General features: G+C 54.7%; 17 protein-coding genes. 10 read left to right on the top strand and 7 right to left on the bottom strand.

The window, feature by feature from the left end:
* Positions 1-298 precede the first annotated feature (298 nt).
* Positions 299-1,276 (top strand): hypothetical protein, encoded by a 978-nt coding sequence (locus HMPREF2796_RS03695; RefSeq protein ID WP_070631078.1) that lies wholly within the window; start codon positions 299-301, stop codon positions 1,274-1,276.
* 229 nt (positions 1,277-1,505) lie between these two features.
* Positions 1,506-3,008, top strand: coding sequence for a DASS family sodium-coupled anion symporter (locus HMPREF2796_RS03690; RefSeq protein WP_070631076.1), 1,503 nt, complete (start codon positions 1,506-1,508; stop codon positions 3,006-3,008).
* Between the two features lie 323 nt (positions 3,009-3,331).
* Here HMPREF2796_RS03690 and HMPREF2796_RS03680 read toward each other — a convergent pair whose 3' ends face one another.
* On the bottom strand, positions 3,332-4,219 hold the full coding sequence (locus HMPREF2796_RS03680) for a polyprenyl synthetase family protein (RefSeq protein ID WP_070631072.1): 888 nt from the start codon (positions 4,217-4,219) through the stop codon (positions 3,332-3,334).
* Positions 4,212-4,439 (bottom strand): exodeoxyribonuclease VII small subunit, encoded by a 228-nt coding sequence (locus HMPREF2796_RS03675; protein ID WP_003823446.1) that lies wholly within the window; start codon positions 4,437-4,439, stop codon positions 4,212-4,214. Before HMPREF2796_RS03675 ends, HMPREF2796_RS03680 begins: the two co-directional genes overlap by 8 nt.
* A 256-nt stretch (positions 4,440-4,695) precedes the next feature.
* On the opposite strand from HMPREF2796_RS03675, the gene HMPREF2796_RS03670 reads away from it, so the two are divergent.
* The 6 genes from HMPREF2796_RS03670 (at position 4,696) to HMPREF2796_RS03645 (ending at position 11,720) form a co-directional block, all read left to right on the top strand.
* On the top strand, positions 4,696-6,126 hold the full coding sequence (locus HMPREF2796_RS03670) for a sodium:proton antiporter (RefSeq protein ID WP_070631067.1): 1,431 nt from the start codon (positions 4,696-4,698) through the stop codon (positions 6,124-6,126).
* Positions 6,127-6,402: 276 nt separating this feature from the next.
* Positions 6,403-7,008: a nitroreductase family protein gene (locus HMPREF2796_RS03665; protein WP_070631066.1), complete on the top strand. Its 606-nt coding sequence runs from the start codon at positions 6,403-6,405 to the stop codon at positions 7,006-7,008.
* A gap of 240 nt (positions 7,009-7,248) precedes the next feature.
* The gene (locus HMPREF2796_RS03660; protein ID WP_070631064.1) at positions 7,249-8,163 is read left to right on the top strand and encodes a TIGR01777 family oxidoreductase; all 915 of its coding nucleotides are present in this window, start codon (positions 7,249-7,251) and stop codon (positions 8,161-8,163) included.
* 84 nt (positions 8,164-8,247) lie between these two features.
* The gene (gene purM, locus HMPREF2796_RS03655; RefSeq protein WP_070631061.1) at positions 8,248-9,282 is read left to right on the top strand and encodes a phosphoribosylformylglycinamidine cyclo-ligase; all 1,035 of its coding nucleotides are present in this window, start codon (positions 8,248-8,250) and stop codon (positions 9,280-9,282) included.
* Between the two features lie 80 nt (positions 9,283-9,362).
* A complete protein-coding gene (locus HMPREF2796_RS03650) occupies positions 9,363-10,364 on the top strand; it encodes a hypothetical protein (RefSeq protein ID WP_070631060.1) in 1,002 nt (333 codons plus the stop codon).
* Between the two features lie 54 nt (positions 10,365-10,418).
* Positions 10,419-11,720: an adenylosuccinate synthase gene (locus tag HMPREF2796_RS03645; RefSeq protein WP_070631058.1), complete on the top strand. Its 1,302-nt coding sequence runs from the start codon at positions 10,419-10,421 to the stop codon at positions 11,718-11,720.
* A gap of 471 nt (positions 11,721-12,191) precedes the next feature.
* Here the strand turns inward: HMPREF2796_RS03645 and HMPREF2796_RS03640 are convergent, their stop codons facing one another.
* A complete protein-coding gene (locus tag HMPREF2796_RS03640; RefSeq protein WP_070631056.1) occupies positions 12,192-13,232 on the bottom strand; it encodes a porin in 1,041 nt (346 codons plus the stop codon).
* 354 nt (positions 13,233-13,586) lie between these two features.
* Here HMPREF2796_RS03640 and HMPREF2796_RS03635 point away from each other — a divergent pair, with 354 nt between their 5' ends.
* Both HMPREF2796_RS03635 and HMPREF2796_RS03630 read left to right on the top strand, forming a co-directional pair.
* Positions 13,587-14,552 carry a PhoH family protein gene (locus HMPREF2796_RS03635; RefSeq protein ID WP_070631055.1) on the top strand — a complete coding sequence of 322 codons (966 nt, stop codon included), beginning with the start codon at positions 13,587-13,589 and terminating at the stop codon, positions 14,550-14,552.
* A 114-nt stretch (positions 14,553-14,666) separates the two neighbouring features.
* Positions 14,667-15,260, top strand: coding sequence for an LURP-one-related family protein (locus HMPREF2796_RS03630; protein ID WP_246826980.1), 594 nt, complete (start codon positions 14,667-14,669; stop codon positions 15,258-15,260).
* A gap of 191 nt (positions 15,261-15,451) precedes the next feature.
* Here the strand turns inward: HMPREF2796_RS03630 and HMPREF2796_RS03625 are convergent, their stop codons facing one another.
* From HMPREF2796_RS03625 to HMPREF2796_RS03610, 4 genes are all read right to left on the bottom strand, one after another.
* The gene (locus HMPREF2796_RS03625; RefSeq protein ID WP_070631053.1) at positions 15,452-16,072 is read right to left on the bottom strand and encodes a GDSL-type esterase/lipase family protein; all 621 of its coding nucleotides are present in this window, start codon (positions 16,070-16,072) and stop codon (positions 15,452-15,454) included.
* Positions 16,073-16,170: 98 nt separating this feature from the next.
* On the bottom strand, positions 16,171-16,557 hold the full coding sequence (gene gcvH / locus HMPREF2796_RS03620) for a glycine cleavage system protein GcvH (RefSeq protein ID WP_070631051.1): 387 nt from the start codon (positions 16,555-16,557) through the stop codon (positions 16,171-16,173).
* Positions 16,558-16,798: 241 nt separating this feature from the next.
* Complete coding sequence (gene gcvT / locus HMPREF2796_RS03615) at positions 16,799-17,899, bottom strand: glycine cleavage system aminomethyltransferase GcvT (RefSeq protein WP_070631049.1); 1,101 nt, start codon at positions 17,897-17,899, stop codon at positions 16,799-16,801.
* Positions 17,900-18,033: 134 nt separating this feature from the next.
* Positions 18,034-19,392, bottom strand: coding sequence for an L-serine ammonia-lyase (locus HMPREF2796_RS03610; protein WP_210385339.1), 1,359 nt, complete (start codon positions 19,390-19,392; stop codon positions 18,034-18,036).
* Positions 19,393-19,505 lie beyond the last annotated feature (113 nt).

Genomic DNA, 19,505 nt, shown 5'->3' with positions numbered 1-19,505 from the left:
GAGGTGGTGCATCTGTATAACGACTGCGCGGCACGGCATGACGGGTTGATAAAGGCATGGCCGAAGTAGGAAATCCGTTCCGCAAAAAATTTTCAGCCTTTGATTTTGTTGGATAAAAGTCAGCTTCAAACGCAACGATTGCGGAACGGAAATATAGATGGAAGCCTTATAAATGCTTGATTTGTTATGTTCTATGAAATAATATCGCCTGTTACGTTCTCAGGTAGCCTCACGGCAAGTAACTAAAGACTATCTGAAAACGTCGATACCAAGCTAACCACTCCTCGGAAAAACCACCATGACCAAAGCGCAAGATAATCTGGTTTTCACCCTCAACGACGATTCCTCTACCCCGCAATCCACCACATCAGACACCGAAGATTGGGAAAAAGGCCTGGAACGCCTGCAACAAAAACGCCGCCATCTGGCCAAACAGGCACAACAACCGCCCGCCGCCCAATCCAACCGCCATCCTTCTGCCGCCCTCCTATACGACGCCTTGGTGGCCGAAGCCAGTCCAACGCCGGCACCAAACGCCACACCTACCGCAGAAATCCGCACCGTACCGCTTCACACGCCCTCGCCCGTGGCTGAAATGACTCCCCAGCCCGCCAGCTCCGGCACGCGCCCCAGCGTGCTCAGCGGCAGCCGCCATCGCCGCCTGAATCTGGACGAACAAAAACAGGCCTATCAAGCCTATCTCCAGCACTGGCAGCAACAGCACAACCTGCAAACCGCCAGCTCCGAAGCCGATCTGAACAACCCGCAAATCCTGTTTCAAGAAGACTGGCTGGCCGCCCAAAACTCCCTGCGCGTCGGCCGCGACGAGCCCGTGGTCGAGCAGGCCACCGTTTGGCTGGGCGGCGCACAGCCCACGGTAACGCCCAACCAAGACGTAGCCAAACAAATCGAAGCCGCTGCCGAGGCCGCCGCACAGCCCGAATACGATGCCCAAGCCGAGCCCGGCACCGCCGCGCTGGCCGCCGCTGCCGAAAAAGTAGTGCTGCTCAACGCCTACACCCTACCCGGCAATCTGCAACACAAAATCCTCTGCCTGAGCGAGCAAGTCCTGCTCGAACGCCTAACCGAAAAACTGCGCCCGCATCTGGCCGATGCCGTATCCGGCATGGTGAAAACCGCGTTGCAGCGGCAAACGGCGCTGATGGTGCAGAATATGCAGCAGGCCTTCTTAGATGAAGTGCCCCGCCTGGTGGACGACGTATTGGCCTACAACCTCGCCCGCGCCTTGGCTGCTGTGAAAAAAGAGCAGCTATAACAGCCAACCCAGAATCAAGGCTACCTGAAAATCCCCGCCGATTTTCAGGTAGCCTTTGCCATTTTGCGCCGCCTCGATGCCTCCGCATTCATATCATTTCAACAATTCATTGTATTCACGATAGATTTTAGCAAAGTAAATTCCTTCTATTTACGTAAAAAACTGCTAAAATGCGCTAGACAATTCATTGGTTGCAGTACTTTCATCAACTTGAGTTAAGGAGTAGGAAATGGACAACAAACTCGGGTTTAAACCCATACCAATGGCGGTGGCCGTGGCGCTGACGCTGTTGATTTGGTTTATCATTCCCGTACCGCAGGGCGTTACCCCCAATGCTTGGCATCTGCTGGCGCTGTTTGTGGGCGTAATTGCCGCCATCATCGGCAAAGCCATGCCCATCGGCGCACTGTCGATTCTCGCCATTATGCTGGTGGCCATTACCAAGGTAACCGTGCCCGAGCTTGATCCCGAAGGCAACCCGATCAAAAGCCCGGCCACCGTGGCCATTAAAGATGCGCTAAGCTCCTTCGGCGACCCGCTGATTTGGCTCATCGGTATTTCCATCATGATTTCGCGCGGCATCTTGAAAACCGGGCTGGGCTCGCGTATCGGCTATTACTTTATCTCCTTGTTCGGCAAGAAAACGCTGGGCATCGGTTACAGCTTGGCCATTTCCGAGCTGATTCTCGCCCCGGTAACGCCCAGTAATACTGCGCGCGGCGGCGGCATCATCCACCCGATTATGAAATCCATTGCCGGCAGCTTCGATTCCGACCCGGAAAAAGGCACGCAAAACCGCATCGGCAAATACCTGGCCTTGGTAAACTACCACAGCAATCCGATTACCTCCGCCATGTTCATTACTGCTACCGCACCCAACCCGCTGATCGTGGATCTGATTGCCAAAGCCACCAACTCCGATATCCATCTGAGCTGGGCCACTTGGGCCATCGCCATGTTTGTGCCCGGTGTAGCGGCCATGTTCCTGATGCCGCTGGTGCTGTATTTCTTCTTCCCGCCCGAAATCAAAGAAACCCCGAACGCTTCTCAGTTTGCCAAAGACAAGCTGCAAGAACTGGGCCCGATGAACCGCGGCGAAAAAATCATGTTGGGCATTTTTGTCATCCTGCTGCTGCTGTGGGCAGGCATTCCGGCCATGATTTTCGGCAAAGCCTACGCCGTCAACCCCACCACCACCGCCTTCCTCGGCCTCTCCCTGCTGCTGCTCAGCGGCGTGCTTACCTGGCAGGATGTTCTGACTGAAAAAGGCGCGTGGGACACCGTTACCTGGTTCTCCGCCCTAGTGATGATGGCCACCTTCCTCAACAAGCTCGGCCTGATTGCCTGGCTCTCCAAACTTTTGGAAAGCGGCATCGGCGGCATGGGCATGGGCTGGGTTGGCGCGGTCACCCTGCTGCTTCTGGCCTATATGTATGCCCACTACATCTTCGCCAGCACCACCGCCCACATCACCGCCATGCTCAGCGCCTTCTATGCCGCCGGCCTGGCCTTGGGTGCGCCCCCCATGCTCTACGCCCTGCTGCTGGCCTCCTCTTCCAGCATCATGATGACCCTCACCCACTACGCCACCGGCACTTCGCCCGTGATTTTCGGTTCCGGCTACACCACCTTGGGCGAATGGTGGAAAGCAGGCTTCATCATGAGCGTGGTCAACCTCGCCGTCTTCGTGATCATTGGCGGCGTTTGGTGGAAAGTAATGGGTTATTGGTAAGCCCCAAGCTTTACATCAGCCACGTTGAAGCATAACCAAAAGCTACCTGACAGTTTCAGGTAGCCTTTTTATTGTTTGCCACACACAAAGCAGATCAATATGCCCTTGCAAACAGCAAGCTTGAGCACTTTGCATTTCAGATAACCCTTGCCGCCACAGGCTACCTGAAAAAAACCACACCGATTTTTCAGGTAGCCTCCACTTGCAGCAAATGGGCAAAACCCGTTCACGGCAAAATGGATTGCACCGATCAAATTAAAGGCTACCTGAAACCGATTCAACAGGTTTTCAGGTAGCCTTTCTCTTTTTCGGCCGGCAATCCCTTAGTTTCGCCGTTCGGTAACAAAGGCGGCCAGTTGGCGCAGGCGGTCGGCGCATGCATCGAAGCCGGACAAGGCCTGCTGTGCTTCGGCCACCAGCCGTTCAGCATAGTCGCGGGCAGCGTTCAGCCCCATGAGTTTGACATAGGTGGGCTTGTCGGCTTCTTGGTCTTTGCCGGCGGTTTTGCCTAAGGTGGCGGTGTCGGCTTCGCAATCGAGCACGTCATCGATCACTTGGAAGGCAAGGCCGAGTTTGGCGGCGTAGTCGTCGAGCCGTGCCAGGGCGGCATCGTCCAAATCGGGGCAGCTGAGCGCGCCCAAGGCCACGGCCGCGCGGATTAGGGCACCGGTTTTCAGGCGGTGCATGGTTTCCAATTCGGGCTGGCCGATACGCTGCCCCACGGATTGCAAATCGATGGCCTGCCCGCCGGCCATGCCGAGACTGCCGGAAGCGCGGGCGAGGGTATGCACCATTTGCAGCTGCCGCTGTGCGGGCAGGCCGTTGGGGCGGCTGAGCACGTCGAAAGCGAGGGTTTGCAGCGCGTCGCCCACCAAGAGGGCGGTGGCTTCGTCGTATTGGACGTGGCAGGTGGGTTTGCCGCGGCGCAGGCTGTCGTTGTCCATGGAGGGCATGTCGTCGTGCACCAGGGAATAAACGTGCACCAGCTCCACGGCGGCCAGGGCGGCCTCGGCAGCGGCGGCTTCGGATTGCCCCAATTCGGCGGCAGCCAGCACCAGCAGCGGGCGCAGCCGTTTGCCGCCGCCGAGCACGGCATAGCGCATGGCTTGGTGCAGCCGCTGCGGCAGGCTGTTTTCTGCGGGCAGCACGCGCTCCAGCACGAGTTCGGCTTGGGCGCGGGCGCGTTGTTGCCAATTATCGGGTTTATTCATCTTGTTCCAACACCAGCTCGCGTTCCACGCCGGAATCCAGCACTTGCAGCTTCTGCTCCACTTCGGCCAGCCGCGCTTGGCAGAAACGCACCAGTTCGCTGCCTTCCTGATAGGCGGCCAGCGCGTCTTCCAGCGGCATATCGCTGGCCTGCATGGCTTGGTTGATGGCTTCCAGCCGGCTCACGGCTTCTTCAAAGGTTTTCGGTTTTTTCTTGGTCATGGCGGGTTTGCGGCAGTTCGATTCAAGGGCGGGATTGTATCACAGCGGGCAAGCGGGTTTCAGGTAGCCTCTGCTGCCTCAAGTGGCGGGCATAGGCAATAAAGCCTGCTTATTTTCAGGTAGCCTGCAACCGCCACCCAACAGCACATACTGACACACCGCCCGCTTTCATTTACAATCAGCACAGTAAAACAGCCGGAATAACCCGTCCGGCTGAAATATTTTGTTTGTGACCACCTGCCAATAAGGAAACCCGATGCGTATCCGAACCGCCCTCTTCCTGCCGCTGCTCGCCCTGCCGCTTCCCGCGCTGGCCGGCGAGCTCAATGGTGCCGAGCTGAGCCTGCCCTGGGGCATCCCCTTCGTGCTGATTCTGCTCTCCATCGCCACTGGTCCGCTATTTTTCGCCCACATTTGGCATCACCATTTCGGCAAAATCACCGCCGGCTGGACGCTGGCCTTCCTCATCCCCTTCACCCTCGTGTACGGCTTCTCCACCAGCCTGCATGTGCTGGTGCACGCCTTGGTAGCCGAATATATCCCCTTTATTTTGCTGCTGTGGGCGCTCTACACCATCTCCGGCGGCATCCTCGTGTGGGGCAATCTGCACGGCAGCCCGCGCATGAACACCGCGCTGCTGGCCATCGGCACGCTCCTGGCCTCTGTGATGGGCACCACCGGTGCCGCCATGCTGATGATCCGCCCCATCCTCAAAGCCAACGACAACCGCAAGCACCGCGTGCACGTGGTGATTTTCTTTATTTTCCTCGTGGCCAATATCGGTGGCGGCCTCACCCCGCTGGGCGACCCGCCACTCTTCCTCGGCTTCCTCAAAGGCGTGGATTTCATGTGGACGGTGCAACATATGCTGCCGCCCGTGCTGATTAGCGCCGCCGTGCTGCTCACCGTGTTCTACATCCTCGACAGCAAATACTTCGCCCAAGCCGATGAAATTCTTGCCAAAGACCCGAGCCCAGACAGCCCGCCCGAAAAAATCAAGCTCATGGGCAAATGGAACTTCCTGCTCCTGGGCGGCGTGGTAACAGCCGTAATGATGTCCGGCATTTGGCAGCCCGCACACCCCGGCTTTGAAATCCTCGGCACGCACTACGCCCTGCCAAACCTCGCTCGCGACCTGATTTTGGTGGCACTGGCCGTTACTTCCCTCGCCATCACCCCCAAACAGGTGCGTGCCGGAAACGAATTCAACTGGGGCCCGATTGCCGAAGTGGGCAAACTCTTCCTCGGCATCTTCATCACCATCGCCCCCGTATTGGCCATGCTGCAAGCCGGCGAACACGGCGCCTTTGCACCGCTGATTTCCCTGGTGCACGACGCTTCCGGCAACCCGATCAACACCATGTATTTCTGGATGACCGGCATGCTCTCCGCCTTTTTGGACAACGCCCCCACCTACCTCGTGTTCTTCAACATGGCCGGCGGCGACGCGCACACCCTGATGAACGGCCACCTGTTCCACACCCTGCTGGCCGTATCCATGGGCTCCGTATTCATGGGCGCGCTCAGCTACATCGGCAACGCCCCCAACTTCATGGTGAAAGCCATCGCCGAACAGCGCAAAGTGCCCATGCCCGGCTTCTTCGGCTACATGGCCTGGTCGTTCGGCATCCTCGTGCCGCTGTTTATCCTGCACACCCTGATTTTCTTCGTGTGGCAGATTCTGTAAGGGCGCAGTAAGATAAAGGCTACCTGAAAACCTTGGTTTAGTTTTCAGGTAGCCTTTTTATCGCCTGTTTGCGAAACCAAATGCAGCACCGCAGGCCAATACTATTTTCAGGTAACCTCTCCCATACAGGCTACCTGAAAACCATCCCCCCACAAAATCACCCCCATCTTTTCCCAGCAAGAAACACCATCTTGCCGCAAAGCGCTACCACCCCGCGCCGCAAAACCCTTATACTGCCGCACATTACATTATCCAGCACACCCGAAAGGAAAAATCATGACCCATCAAATCCTGCAAGAGGCCGCCCGCACCCGCCGTTCCGTGTACGCACTCAACAAAAACCTACCCCTGCCCGTCGAAGAAGTGGCCGCCATCGTAGAACACGCCGTGCTGCACACCCCCTCTTCCTTCAACTCCCAATCCACCCGCGTCGTGGTGCTGTTCGGCGCCGAACACGAAAAACTCTGGCAGCTCACCGAAGCCGCCCTGCGCCAAATCGTGCCCGCCGACAAATTCGAGCCCACCGCCCAAAAACTGGCCGGCTTCGCCGCCGCAGCCGGCACCGTACTCTTCTTTGAAGACCAATCCGTCGTACACGGCCTGCAAGAGCAATTCCCCGCCTACGCCGCCAACTTCCCCGTGTGGGCCGAACACGCCGACGCCATGCACCAATACGCCGTGTGGACCACCTTCGCCGCCACCGGCATCGGCGCCAACCTGCAACACTACAACCCCGTTATCGACCAAGCCGTAGCCGAACAATGGCAAATCCCCGCCAGCTGGACCCTGCGCGCCCAGCTCGTATTCGGCGGCATTGCCGCACCCGCCGCCGACAAGCAGTTCGCCCCGGTTGAAGGCCGCTTTAAAGTACACGGCCTGTAAGCAGCGTATGGAATATAAAAAGGCTACCTGAAGATTTTCAGGTAGCCTTTTTTCAGCGTTCCATTTTGAAGCCCAGCTCCGCATAAAGAGAATAACCCACTGCTTCATTCTCTCCATTCCAATTCCTCACGCCAATAAACTTGCACACCCGCCCGGAACATGGCAGGCTACCTGAAAATTTACGCATGAAAGAGAAATCATGTTTCAGGTAGCCTTTTCTTTTGCCGGCCGGAGGTACGCATGAGTCGGCAAACCATTGTGATTATCGGCGGCAGCGGCTTTATCGGTCGCCATCTGGCCGCGGCGTATCAGGCCGACGGGCATCGTGTGATTATCGTTAGCCGCCATCCGGCCCGTGCGCGGGAGGCGGATAAGCGTTTTGAATACATCGCCGCGCTGCACCACCTCTACGACAGCATCCGCCCCGATTTACTGATTAACCTGGCGGGGGCGTCGGTGGGCGAAGGCCGCTGGACGGCGCAGCGCAAGCAGGAGCTGTTGCAAAGCCGCTTGCAGCCGGTGCAGGCTGTGGCCGACTGGCTGCATCGCCACCCGCACCCGCCGCGCCTCATCATTCAGGCTTCTGCCGTGGGTTATTATGGCAACGGCAGCGCGGAGGGCTGGCCGCCGTGTGCGGAAAACGCGCCGCCGCAAAATGTTTTCCCTTCGCAGCTGTGCCAGCAATGGGAAGCGGCGATACAGCGCGTACAGCAGGAGAGCAGTGTGCCGGTGGCCGTGTGCCGTTTTGGCGTGGTGCTGGGCAGGAATGGCGGCATTTTGCCGCAGCTGCTCAAACCGGTGCGCTACTGCGCGGGCCGGCTCGGCAGCGGCGAGCAGCCCCTGCCGTGGGTGCATATGGATGATGTCGTGGCTGCCATCCGTTTCCTAGCCACGCAAACGCACAACGGCTTTCAGCCTTACAATATTACTGCCCCCAAGCGCACCACCCAGCTCGACTTTGCCCGCGCCGCCGCCCAACGGCTGCGCCGCCCGCTGTTGTTTTCCGTTCCCGAGCAGATGTTGCGCCTGATGCTGGGCGAGCAGGCCGATTTGGTGTTAGACGGCCAATTTACCCCGCCGAAAGCCCTGTTGCAGCAAGGATTTGAGTTTGCCTTCCCCACCATTGAGCGTGCGCTCGACAACCTGCTGAATTAGGCCGCCCAATTCAATCCTTAGCTGCCGCTTAAAATCAGGTAAAATAGCGTTTTCCTGTTTTAAATTTTTCCCCGAAAGAGTGCCATGACCCAATCCCTCAGCTACCGCGATGCCGGTGTCGATATCGATGCGGGCGACCAACTGGTTGAAAACATCAAACCCTTTGCCAAGCGCACCATGCGCCCCGAAGTGTTGGGCGACTTGGGCGGCTTCGGTGCACTGGTGGAAATCAGCAAAAAGTACCAAAACCCCGTACTAGTGAGCGGCACCGACGGCGTGGGCACCAAGCTGAAACTGGCATTTGAATGGGATATTCACCACACTGTGGGCATCGACCTGGTGGCCATGAGCGTGAACGACATCCTCGTGCAAGGCGCAGAGCCGCTGTTTTTCCTCGACTATTTCGCCTGCGGCAAGCTCGATGTGGCGCGCGCCACCGATGTGATTAAAGGCATTGCCGAAGGCTGCGAACAATCCGGCTGCGCCCTGATTGGCGGCGAAACGGCCGAAATGCCCGGCATGTATCCCGAAGGCGAATACGATTTGGCCGGCTTCGCCGTGGGCGTGGTGGAAAAAAGCAAAGTCATCAACGGCCGCAGCATCCGGCCCGGCGACGTGGTGCTCGGCCTCGCCTCCAACGGCGCGCACTCCAACGGCTACTCCCTCATCCGCAAAATCATCGAGCGCAGCAATCCCGATTTGGATGCCGAGTTCGACGGCGGCCAAACCCTGCGCCAAGCCATCATTGCCCCCACCCGCCTGTATGTGAAACCGATTTTGGCCGCGCTGGAAAAATTTGAAATCAAAGGCATGGCGCACATTACCGGCGGCGGCCTTACCGAAAATATTCCGCGCGTACTGCCCGAAAATTGCGTGGCGCAAATCGATGCCCAATCCTGGCCGCTGCCCAAGCTGTTCCAATGGCTGCAGCAGGCCGGCAACGTGGAGCAGCAGGAAATGTACCGCACCTTCAACTGCGGCATCGGCATGGCCGTTATCGTGCCTGCCGAGCAGGCTGAGGCAGCGCAGGCCTTCCTCGCCGAACAAGGCGAAACCGTGTACCGCCTGGGCACAATCCGCGAACGCGCGGGAAGCGAGCATCAAACGCAGGTGGCATAAATAATTTCAGGTAGCCTCACTTAAAGGCTACCTGAAAAATCCAAGTATTTCTTATTTATTAAGATTAACAAGGAGAAGCAATGGGCGTATATCGCTGCAACCATTGTAAACAACTAGGAGAACATCCTGCACAGGAAGGTGCCGTATGCCAAAAATGCGGGCAGCCCGTTATCGTTTACGATACCGTGTATTTCATCAGCCAGCTGATTAACCGCTACGCTGCTGTTATGCGCGAACTAAATGCATTGAAAGAGCAGGAAAACGAACAGGTCCCTAATTCAGTAAATGAGGTCACACAATCAAATGATACCAATCCACTATACGGCATTAAATTGTCGGATACTGAAGTTCTAAGCACTGCACAGCAGCATTTAGGATTGGCGCAATGGTTTGCTGACAAACAAATTACCCCAAACTTCGACTATTCCGCCGTGGACATGAGCGGCTACTACGATGAAGCTGCCGAACGTATTGGACAGTATTACAACGTATTCAAAGACATTATCGGCAGAATTGCTTGGTCATACCGCAATAGCCACAGCGGGCTGAATTTGGATTTGAAAAAATACTCGCAAAAAGACGCCCAACAAATTAACACCCTCTGCCGCGAGTTTTATAGCAATACCCTATTTTCCCGTTATTCTTATCAAAAACAAGATAAACTCATTCACTTGAAGCTACAAAGTGCCGCACCTGTCCGCCAATTTTTTAGTGGCAAATGGCTGGAATGGTACGCACTCTGGCAGATATTAAAAGAAGCCAAGCAACGGGGGAAAACTTATTCATTCTCTTGTGCCAGAAGCTTGGAAATTCGTTTCGCCAATGAAGACCTGCATGAACTGGATGTCGTCTTTCTGCCTACTGGCAAACAACCTTTGGTAATCGAATGCAAAACCGGTGAGTACCGTCGCGATTTGGATAAATACCTTACCCTACGCAAACGGCTGAATATTCCCGCCGAAAACTTTATCTTACTGGTTACCGATATAGACGAAGCACAGGCCAAAGCTTTCAGCAGCATGTATGAATTAACATTCCTTACCCTGCCCATGCTACCTGAACACATCAAGGTTCTAATGTAGGCAGAAGTTATAAAAAACTATTTCTACCAATTAACCAACAAAGGCAACAACATCATGGCAAAAAATATCGTAGTAATCGGCGCACAATGGGGCGACGAAGGCAAAGGCAAAATCGTAGACTGGCTGGCCGAAGAATGCGCCGGTGTAGTGCGTTTCCAAGGCGGCCACAATGCCGGGCACACGCTGGTGGTGAACGGCAAAAAAACCGTGCTGCGCCTGATTCCCAGCGGCATCCTGCATGAAAACCTGCATTGCTACATCGGCTCAGGCGTGGTGGTTTCCCCCGAAGCCCTGCTCGGCGAGATCGACGAGCTCACTGCTGCCGGCGTGAAAAACGTGGCCGGCCGGCTGCACATCGCCCCCACCTGCCCGATGATCCTGCCCTACCACATTGCGCTCGATCATGCCCGCGAAGCCTCCAAAGGCGCCGGCAAAATCGGCACCACCGGCCGCGGCATCGGCCCGGCCTATGAAGACAAGGTAGCCCGCCGCGCCATCCGCTTGGGCGATTTGGCCAATACCGAGCTCTTGTCCGACAAACTGCGCGCCAACCTTGAAGTGTATAACGTGCAGCTGCAACACCTGCATGGCGCAGAGCCCGTGCAGTTTGATGACGTGATGGCCAAAATCAACGCCTTCAAAGAGCGTATTCTGCCGATGCTCGCCGACGTGTCGCGCAGCCTGCATGACACCATTCAGCGCGGCGAACGCCTGCTGTTTGAAGGTGCTCAAGGCACGCTGCTGGATATCGACTACGGCACTTATCCCTTTGTTACCTCGTCCAACTGTTTGGCAGGCGCTGCCTCTGCCGGGGCGGGCGTACCGCCGCAGGCTTTGGATTATGTGCTCGGCATCGTGAAAGCCTACACCACCCGTGTCGGCTCCGGCCCCTTCCCCACCGAACTGTTCGACGACACCGGCAAAGGCCTGGCCGAACGCGGCAACGAATTCGGCTCGGTAACCGGCCGCGCCCGCCGTTGCGGTTGGTTCGATGCTGCCGCCCTCAAACGCGCCATCCAAATCAACGGCATCAGCGGACTGTGTATCACCAAGCTTGATGTAATGGACGGCATCCCCGAGATCAAAATCTGCACCGGCTATACCCTGCCCGACGGCAGCACTACCGATATCCTGCCCTTCGGCAGCGATGCCGTGGCCGGCTGCACACCTATCTACGAAACCTTACCCGGCTGGAAAGAATCCACCTTCGGCGTGCAAAGCTTTGATCAGCTGCCGGAAAACGCCAAGGGCTACCTGCAACGCATTGAAGAGGTGTGTGGGGCGCCCATCGCTATCGTCTCCACCGGCCCCGATCGCGTGGAAACCATCGTGCTGCAGCATCCGTTTACTAATTAAACCGCTGCAACTGGATAAGAAAAGGCTACCTGAAAGGTTTCAGGTAGCCTTTTTATGTGGGTAGATGAAGAGGGTTACGCTCTTATGGCCACCACTCCTGCCAATTAGTAGTTTATCTCCAACCATGTGAGAGTGGATAAACAGTATACAAAGCTATAGAACAACAACGTTAGGTTTCAGGTAGCCTCTTCAGTGCACAAGGAAGATACAGAACAATTCCATGTGTATACGGCAAGAGCAATACTACAAGGGGAAACTTGAATATATGCGTAATGCTCACTATGCATATAATTTGCTATGTTACAGTGAAGGCTACCTGAAAATACAAATGACTGGTTTAATTTCAGTGAAACCATATTTTCAGGTAGCCTTACTCTCCTGTGTGCCAAGCAAATAGAAGAGTATAGACAAACAAAAAGGCTTGCCGAAGCAAGCCTTTTTGTTGGGTTACTAGACTAGGCTAGCCACAAATTAGAATTTGTGTACTACGCCAGTGCCTACGCCCCAGTTGTTTACGTTCTTGTCGCTAGAGTTAGCTTTTTCACGCAACCAACCTACAGATACCAAACCAGTGGTGCGGCGAGAGAACGCGTAGTCAGCACCAACGATGGCTTGCAGGTAGCGGCCACCATCAGTAGCAGCGCTATCGCTCTTAGCACGACCGTAAGCTACGGTTACTTTCGGAGTAACGGCACCGAAAGTGTAAGCAGCAGACAGTTGAGCTTCTGTGGTTTTGCCGTTGAGTTCGGTGTTAGCAGCAACGTCAGCATCTGCGAAGAAGTCAGAGTTTACGTTCTTAGCGTACTGGATACCACCAGCAACATACAGGTTATTAGCCTCGTAACCTGCAGACAGGTTATGAGCGTGGCTGTCTTTCAGACCACCAGCAGCGGCAGTAGATTTGCGAGCGTATTCAACTGCGTAACGTGCAAAGAAACCACTGTTTTTGTAGCCCAGACCCAAACCGAATACCGGTTTGCCGTCGTTAGTACGACCAGTAGCGCTCTGATGAACGTTGTTACCAGGAGCCATCTGGAATGAGAAGTCGAAACCACCAAAGTCAGGAGATTGATAGTTCAAGCTGGTACGACGAGTACCGAAACGGGTGTAACGATCCAGACCCAAGAGGTAGCTGCTGTATTCCCAGTTGTCTTGAGCAGCTACAGCGTTTCTCAACGGAGTGCTTACACGACCAACTTTAACAGTACCGAAGCCACCTTCCAAACCAACGAAGCTGTCGCGGTTATTTACAAAGCTGCCACCGGCCAAGCTGGTGTTAGCTTCAACTTGCCAAATAGCTTTCAGGTTGCCACCCAGGTCTTCAGAGCCTTTGAAGCCGATGTAGCTACCGTAGTCAACCACGCCCCAAGCGTTTCTTTCGCTCTTCACGACGTCAGAGGTACCTTCACGAGTAGCCTCAACACCACCACGGATAGTACCGTACAGAATCACTTCTGCAGAAGCGGCAACCGGCAAGGAAACCAATGCTAATGCAATCAGGGTTTTTTTCATGCTGCATTCCTTTATCTATGTCTAAACTAAAAATACACACTTAAAAAAGAAACTTCGTCTTTCTTTATTTAAGCTCTCACGCAATCGCCGCATTAGCGATTTCATGACTGCAATATAATTGTTCGGCGGCAAAAAAACAAATCCAATCGCGGGCAAAACAGCAGATGCGGGCGAAATTGTATGCTTTATGCAACAATGTGGCGTCATATTGGGGATGGATTTTATGCCGCTTAAAAGCTGTTCAACAGGGAGTTTGCCCTAGCGGGCAATACGGCCTATCATCTTATAAATTATATTGTTCCGGCGGACTTGGAAAGCAACAGCCGGAGGTTTGCAACGAATATTTGAGAGCTTATGAGCCACACTGTACACCTGAAATTTGAAGAGATCGACAACACTGTTTTGCAACGGCTGTGCGGGCCGCTGGAAGAAAACTTGGAAAAGCTGGGCAAAGCGCTGGAAGTGGAAATCGGACGGCGGTTTGCCGAGTTTACCTTTATTGGCAGTCACGCCCATGCGGCACGGGAAGCGCTTTTGAAGCTAGCCGAATTGGCTGAGCGAAGGGATTTGGGTGATAACGACATCCAGCTCGCAGCCGTCGAAGCCAAAACGGCCGATGAAGCTTTTGTACCGAAAAACGAAGCTGGGCATCAGTATTTCCTGCAAACTCGGCGCGGCAAGCTGGGTGGGCGCACACCGCGCCAAAACGGCTATATCCGCGCACTACTCAGCCACGATATTGTGTTCGGCCTAGGCCCGGCGGGCACAGGCAAGACTTATTTGGCAGTGGCGGCAGCAGTGGATGCCATGAGCAAGCACGAAGTGGAGCGTATTGTGCTGGTGCGCCCAGCTGTGGAAGCGGGGGAAAAACTCGGCTTTCTACCGGGTGATTTGGCGCAGAAGGTAGACCCTTATCTGCGCCCGCTGTATGACGCGTTGTATGATTTGATGGGCTTCGACCGCATTACCAAGCTGCTGGAACGCGGGCTGATTGAGATTGCCCCGCTGGCCTATATGCGCGGGCGCACGCTGAATGGCTCGTATGTGATTCTAGACGAGGCGCAGAACACCACGCCGGAACAGATGAAGATGTTCCTCACGCGTATCGGTTTCGGTGCCAAGGCAGCGATTACCGGCGACATCAGCCAAATCGACTTGCCGCGCAACATTAAATCCGGCCTGAAAGACGCGCGGGAAAAACTGCAAGGCATCGATGGCATTTATTTCCACACCTTTACCAGCGAAGATGTGGTACGCCATCCCTTGGTGCAGAAAATTGTGGATGCCTACGACGCTGCGGATGCGGAGCAGGAAGAGTAGCGTTTGCCACCTTGGTATCTTTATTATCTGGTTGCAGGTAGCCTGCGAGCACATGGCTTGAGGCTACCTGAAATTTATCACCAGCCCAACTTTAGTCTTTATTAAGAAAGAACAATGATGCAAAACATGCAACTGCCGCTGCATTTCCATTTCAAAATATTCACGCCATCCAATGATTTCAGCGTGGAGGATGCCGGAGGCAGGGAAGTGGCCTACACACGCCAGAAGATTTTTAAGCTGAAGGAAGCCGTGGAGATTTTTAGCGATGCCACCCGCCGCACGCGGCTATATCGCATACAGGCTGACCGCATCATCGATTTCAACGCCTGCTACCGGATTTTGAACGAAAACGGCGAGGAGCTCGGCTCGATACGGCGCAACGGCATGCGCTCGCTGTGGCGTATTTCCTACCAAATATACGATGCCGGCAACCGGCTACTGTATGAAGTGCGCGAGAAAAACCCGTGGCTGGCATTTTGGGATGCGCTGGTGGGCGAGATTCCGGTTGTGGGCATGCTTAGCGGTTATTTTCTCAATCCAAGTTTTGGAGTAAACAATGCCGCCGGGCAGGAGGCATATCTGCTGAAAAAAGAGCCTTCACTGATGGAACGACGCTTCAGCCTGCAAAAAACCGGTACGGCGGCGCATGATGAATTGGTTACGCTGTCGCTGATGATGTTGATGCTGTTGGAACGGGCGAAAGGGTAGAACTAGGAAGCAGACACCGCTTGAAAATCTGAAGGAAGACGAGTTTCTACAAAGCTAAAACGCAACTTCAACAAAATTAAAACGCAGCACCATAAAATTTTCATGCAACAAAAGCGTCAGGCAGTTCCTTTACTGCTCGACGCTTTTGTTTTCAGGTAGCCTTTAATCTTTAATACAGATCAGCCTCGTTGCTACACCAGCCCCTGCTCTTCCAAAAATGCTTTTAGTAATTCGGCAAATTTGCGGTAGCCCTCGGCGTTGGCATGGATTTGGTCGGACTTCAAATCCTTATCACCGAGAATTTCCGACCAAGCACCGCTCAGCAGGGGGATTCGGTATTGCTCGGCTATTTCTTGGTAAAGCGGGTGGTCGCTGAGTTTGCCGAATAGTGCGCCTACGGTGAAATGAGGGATGGCCACCAGTAAGGCGGGGATATTGGCGGCCTGCACGGTTTGGATAATTTTGCCGATGTTGGCGCGGGTGGTGCTTTCTGGCAGTTTGCGCAGGAAGTCGTTGCCGCCGATGCTGATGATGACGAGTTTAGGTTGTTGCCGCATCAGCTCTGGCAGGCGGGCAAGGGCGTCGGCGGTGGTGTCGCCGGATACGCCGCCGTTGATGACTTTCCAGCCGGTGAGCCCGGCCAGCTGCACGGGATAGGCAGCAGCGGGGGCGGCGCCGTAGCCATAGGAGAGGGAATCGCCTAAGGCAAGCACGGTGCTGCCTTTGGGGAGGGCTTGCGCACGGTTGCGACGTTTGCCGCAAGCGGCCATGGCGAGGATGGCACCGCTGATGAGGAATTGTCGTCTGTTCATGGATGGGTGGGTTTCAGGTAGACTTTGGGCACACCTGCTGCGGGTGGAAATGGAAAAAGCCTGAAAGCGTTGCGGCTTTCAGGCTGTTGTTTGGCGGATTAGGCGATTTCAGCGGCGTATTGCTCGGCGTTCATCAGGCCGTCTAAGTCGGCAGGATTGGCCGGCTTGATGCGGAAGAACCAGCCTTCGCCGTAGGGATCGCTGTTTACGGTTTCGGGCGCATCGGGCAGGCCTTCGTTTACGGCCACGATTTCACCGGCAATCGGGGCGTACACATCGGAAGCGGCTTTCACTGATTCCACTACACCGGCTTGATCTTCGGCAGCAAGCGAGGTGCCTACTTCTGGCAGTTCAACGAATACGATGTCGCCCAAAAGCTCTTGTGCGTGGTGGGTTACGCCCACGGTTACGCTACCGTCGGCTTCGGCGCGCAGCCATTCGTGGCTGGAAACATATTTGAGTTCGGCGGGAATGTTGTTGCTCATGGTTTTTTCTCCGTAATTAGAAGGTGGGCTGACGTAAGGTCATTCACATTATACAGGTTTTGCCTGTATCGGGTTTGCGCTGACTCAAGGCTACCTGAAACGATATCTTGCGCAGGGCATATTCGTGGTGTGTGTTCGGGCAGGTTCGCAGTGTTTGTTTCGACTTCGCACAACCTGGAAATCCCGTTTTCAGGTAGCCTATGTACTCACTTGGACAGGCTACCTGAAAACCTAAACGCACTTAATCAAACTGCTTCTGGCCGTTGCGCACGAAGGGCAGTTTCAATACGCGCACATCCACTTCTTTGCCGCGAACCACCACTTTGGCGGTATCGCCTTCAAAGGTTTTCGGCACGCGGGCAATGGCGATAGATTGCTTGAGGCTGGGCGAGAACACGCCGCTGGTGGTGATGCCTTTGCCTTGCGGGGTGATCACTTCCATGTGTTCGCGCAGCACGCCGCCTTTAGCCAAGAGCAAGCCAACCTGTTTCACGCTCACGCCTTTTTCTTTCAGAGCCACCAGCGGAGCTTTGCCGACGAAATCGCGGGCTTCGTCTTTCAAATCCACCGTCCAGGCCATGCCGGCTTCGAGCGGACTGGTGTTGTCGTCCATGTCGTTGCCGTAAAGGTTCATGCCGGCTTCCATACGCAGGGTGTCGCGCGCACCGAGACCGCAGGGTTTCACGCCGGCCTGTTGCAATGCTTTGAAGAAAGACTCGGCTTCGCTGCCGGGCAGAATCACTTCCACACCGTCTTCGCCGGTGTAACCGGTGCGGGCAACAAACCAATCATTGCCCAAATCAGCGCCTTGGAAGGGCTTGAGGCCGTTTACGATGTCGGCCCATTCAGGCTTCACGGTGAGCAGCTTGGCCACGGCTTTGGGGCCTTGCACGGCGAGCATGGCCAAATCGTAGCGCGGGGTGAGCTTGATGCCAAATTCGGCACCGATTTTTTGGAACTGAGCGGAGTCTTTTTCGCGGGTGGCACCGTTAGATACGATGCGGTATTGCGTTTCGGCTTCGTTGCCGCGATAAACGATGAGGTCGTCGATGACGCCGCCTTGGTCGTTGAGCATGGCAGAATAGAGGGCCTTGCCCACAAAGCCGAGCTTGGCCACATCGTTGGCCAAGAGCTTGCGGAAGAAGTCTTTGGCTTTTTCGCCGGTTACGTCGGTAACGAGCATATGCGACACGTCGAACATACCGGCGTCGGTGCGTACGGCTTCATGTTCGGCAATCTGCGAGCCGTAGTGGATGGGCAGCTCCCAGCCGGCGAAATCAACCAGCTTGGCGCCTGCGTCTTTATGTGCTTGATGGAAGGGGGTGGTTTTGATGTCGGACATAAGGGTCTCCTGTGGGGCGAAAATGGGGGAAGCTTCCCTAACTATCCCGAGTACCTGCGCTGGGGCATAGGGGCTCTATTAAATAACTCCCAGTTATCTAGAGATGGCTTCTTGAATGAGAGCAGGTCGTAATATTAATTGCAGACAATCTTGATTGCCAAGCCGCCTCGTGAGGTTTCGCGGTATTTGGCATCCATATCTTTACCAGTTTCATACATGGTGTCAATCACTTCATCCAAATCGACACATGGTGTGCTGGCACGGCGCAGAGCCATACGTGCGGCATTGATGGCTTTTACCGAGCTGATGGCATTACGTTCAATACAAGGAACCTGCACTTGGCCGCCTACTGGGTCGCAGGTAAGACCAAGGCTATGCTCCATGGCGACTTCTGCTGCACTGCAAACGCGCTCCGGGGTACCGCCTAAAATTTCCGCCAGCCCTGCCGCTGCCATTGAACAGGCTACACCAACTTCGCCTTGGCAGCCTACTTCCGCTCCCGAAATAGAGGCATTCATTTTATAGAGCGAGCCAATAATGCCTGCAGTGAGCAAGTATCGGTTGATGATTTCGGGAGTGAGCGGTTCGACAAATTTGTCGTAATACATCAAGACAGCAGGCACGACACCGCACGCACCGTTGGTCGGGGCAGTTACTACGCGCCCACCGGCGGCATTTTCTTCGCTTACCGCGAGAGCATACATATTTACCCAATCTATAATCTGCATCGGATCATTGCTAAGGCTTTTATTAGCAGAAAGCCAGCGGTGAAGCCCTGCAGTACGACGGACAACTTTTAGCGGGCCTGGCAACACGCCTTCAGTTATTAAGCCATGCTGCATACAATCAGACATGGTTTGCCAGATATATTGCAGGTACTCTTCAACTGCTTCTTTACCATGCAATGCCACTTCATTTTGATACATCAGCTTGGAAATGGACAGACCATTATCGTTACAGTATTTGATAATGTCTTTGGCGTTTTTATAAGGGAAGGGGACTTCAATGGTTTGTTTTTCTTCAACACCAAAATGTGCTTCATCAACAATAAAACCGCCGCCGATGGAATAATAAGTTTGGCGGTAGCTTTCTTTTCCTTCTTTATCAAAGGCTGTGATGATCATTCCGTTTTCATGCAGAGGCAAAAAATCGTTATGAAACACCATATCTTCAGAATATTGGAAGCGTACTTCATGTTTGTTTAATGCCACAACTAATTTGCCGCTTGCTTTAACCGTCTCAACAAAAGTCGGAATCGAATCTATATCGACATTATGCGGCAAATAACCAGCCAACCCCATAATGATAGCGGTATCTGTCCCATGACCCAAACCCGTCATAGATAATGAACCATATACATCTATGCGGATATGCTCTATCTGCTCTAAGTTGCCTTGAGCACACAAATCATCAATAAATTGTTTACCTGCTTTCATCGGGCCAACAGTATGCGAGCTTGAAGGACCAAGTGGCTTGTACCCAAATATAGCGATAGGTCGGGCGAGAGAAGCGGATATGTGGCCGCACCGAGCGCATATACGCCGGTTTCATAGCGGGCGCGTAAATCTTCATCACTTTCTGCCACCCGGCCAGCTACTGCCACGCG

It is taken from the genome of Eikenella sp. HMSC071B05 (assembly GCF_001811325.1).
GTDB lineage: Bacteria > Pseudomonadota > Gammaproteobacteria > Burkholderiales > Neisseriaceae > Eikenella > Eikenella corrodens.
This window is presented reverse-complemented; position numbering and strand designations above follow the sequence as displayed.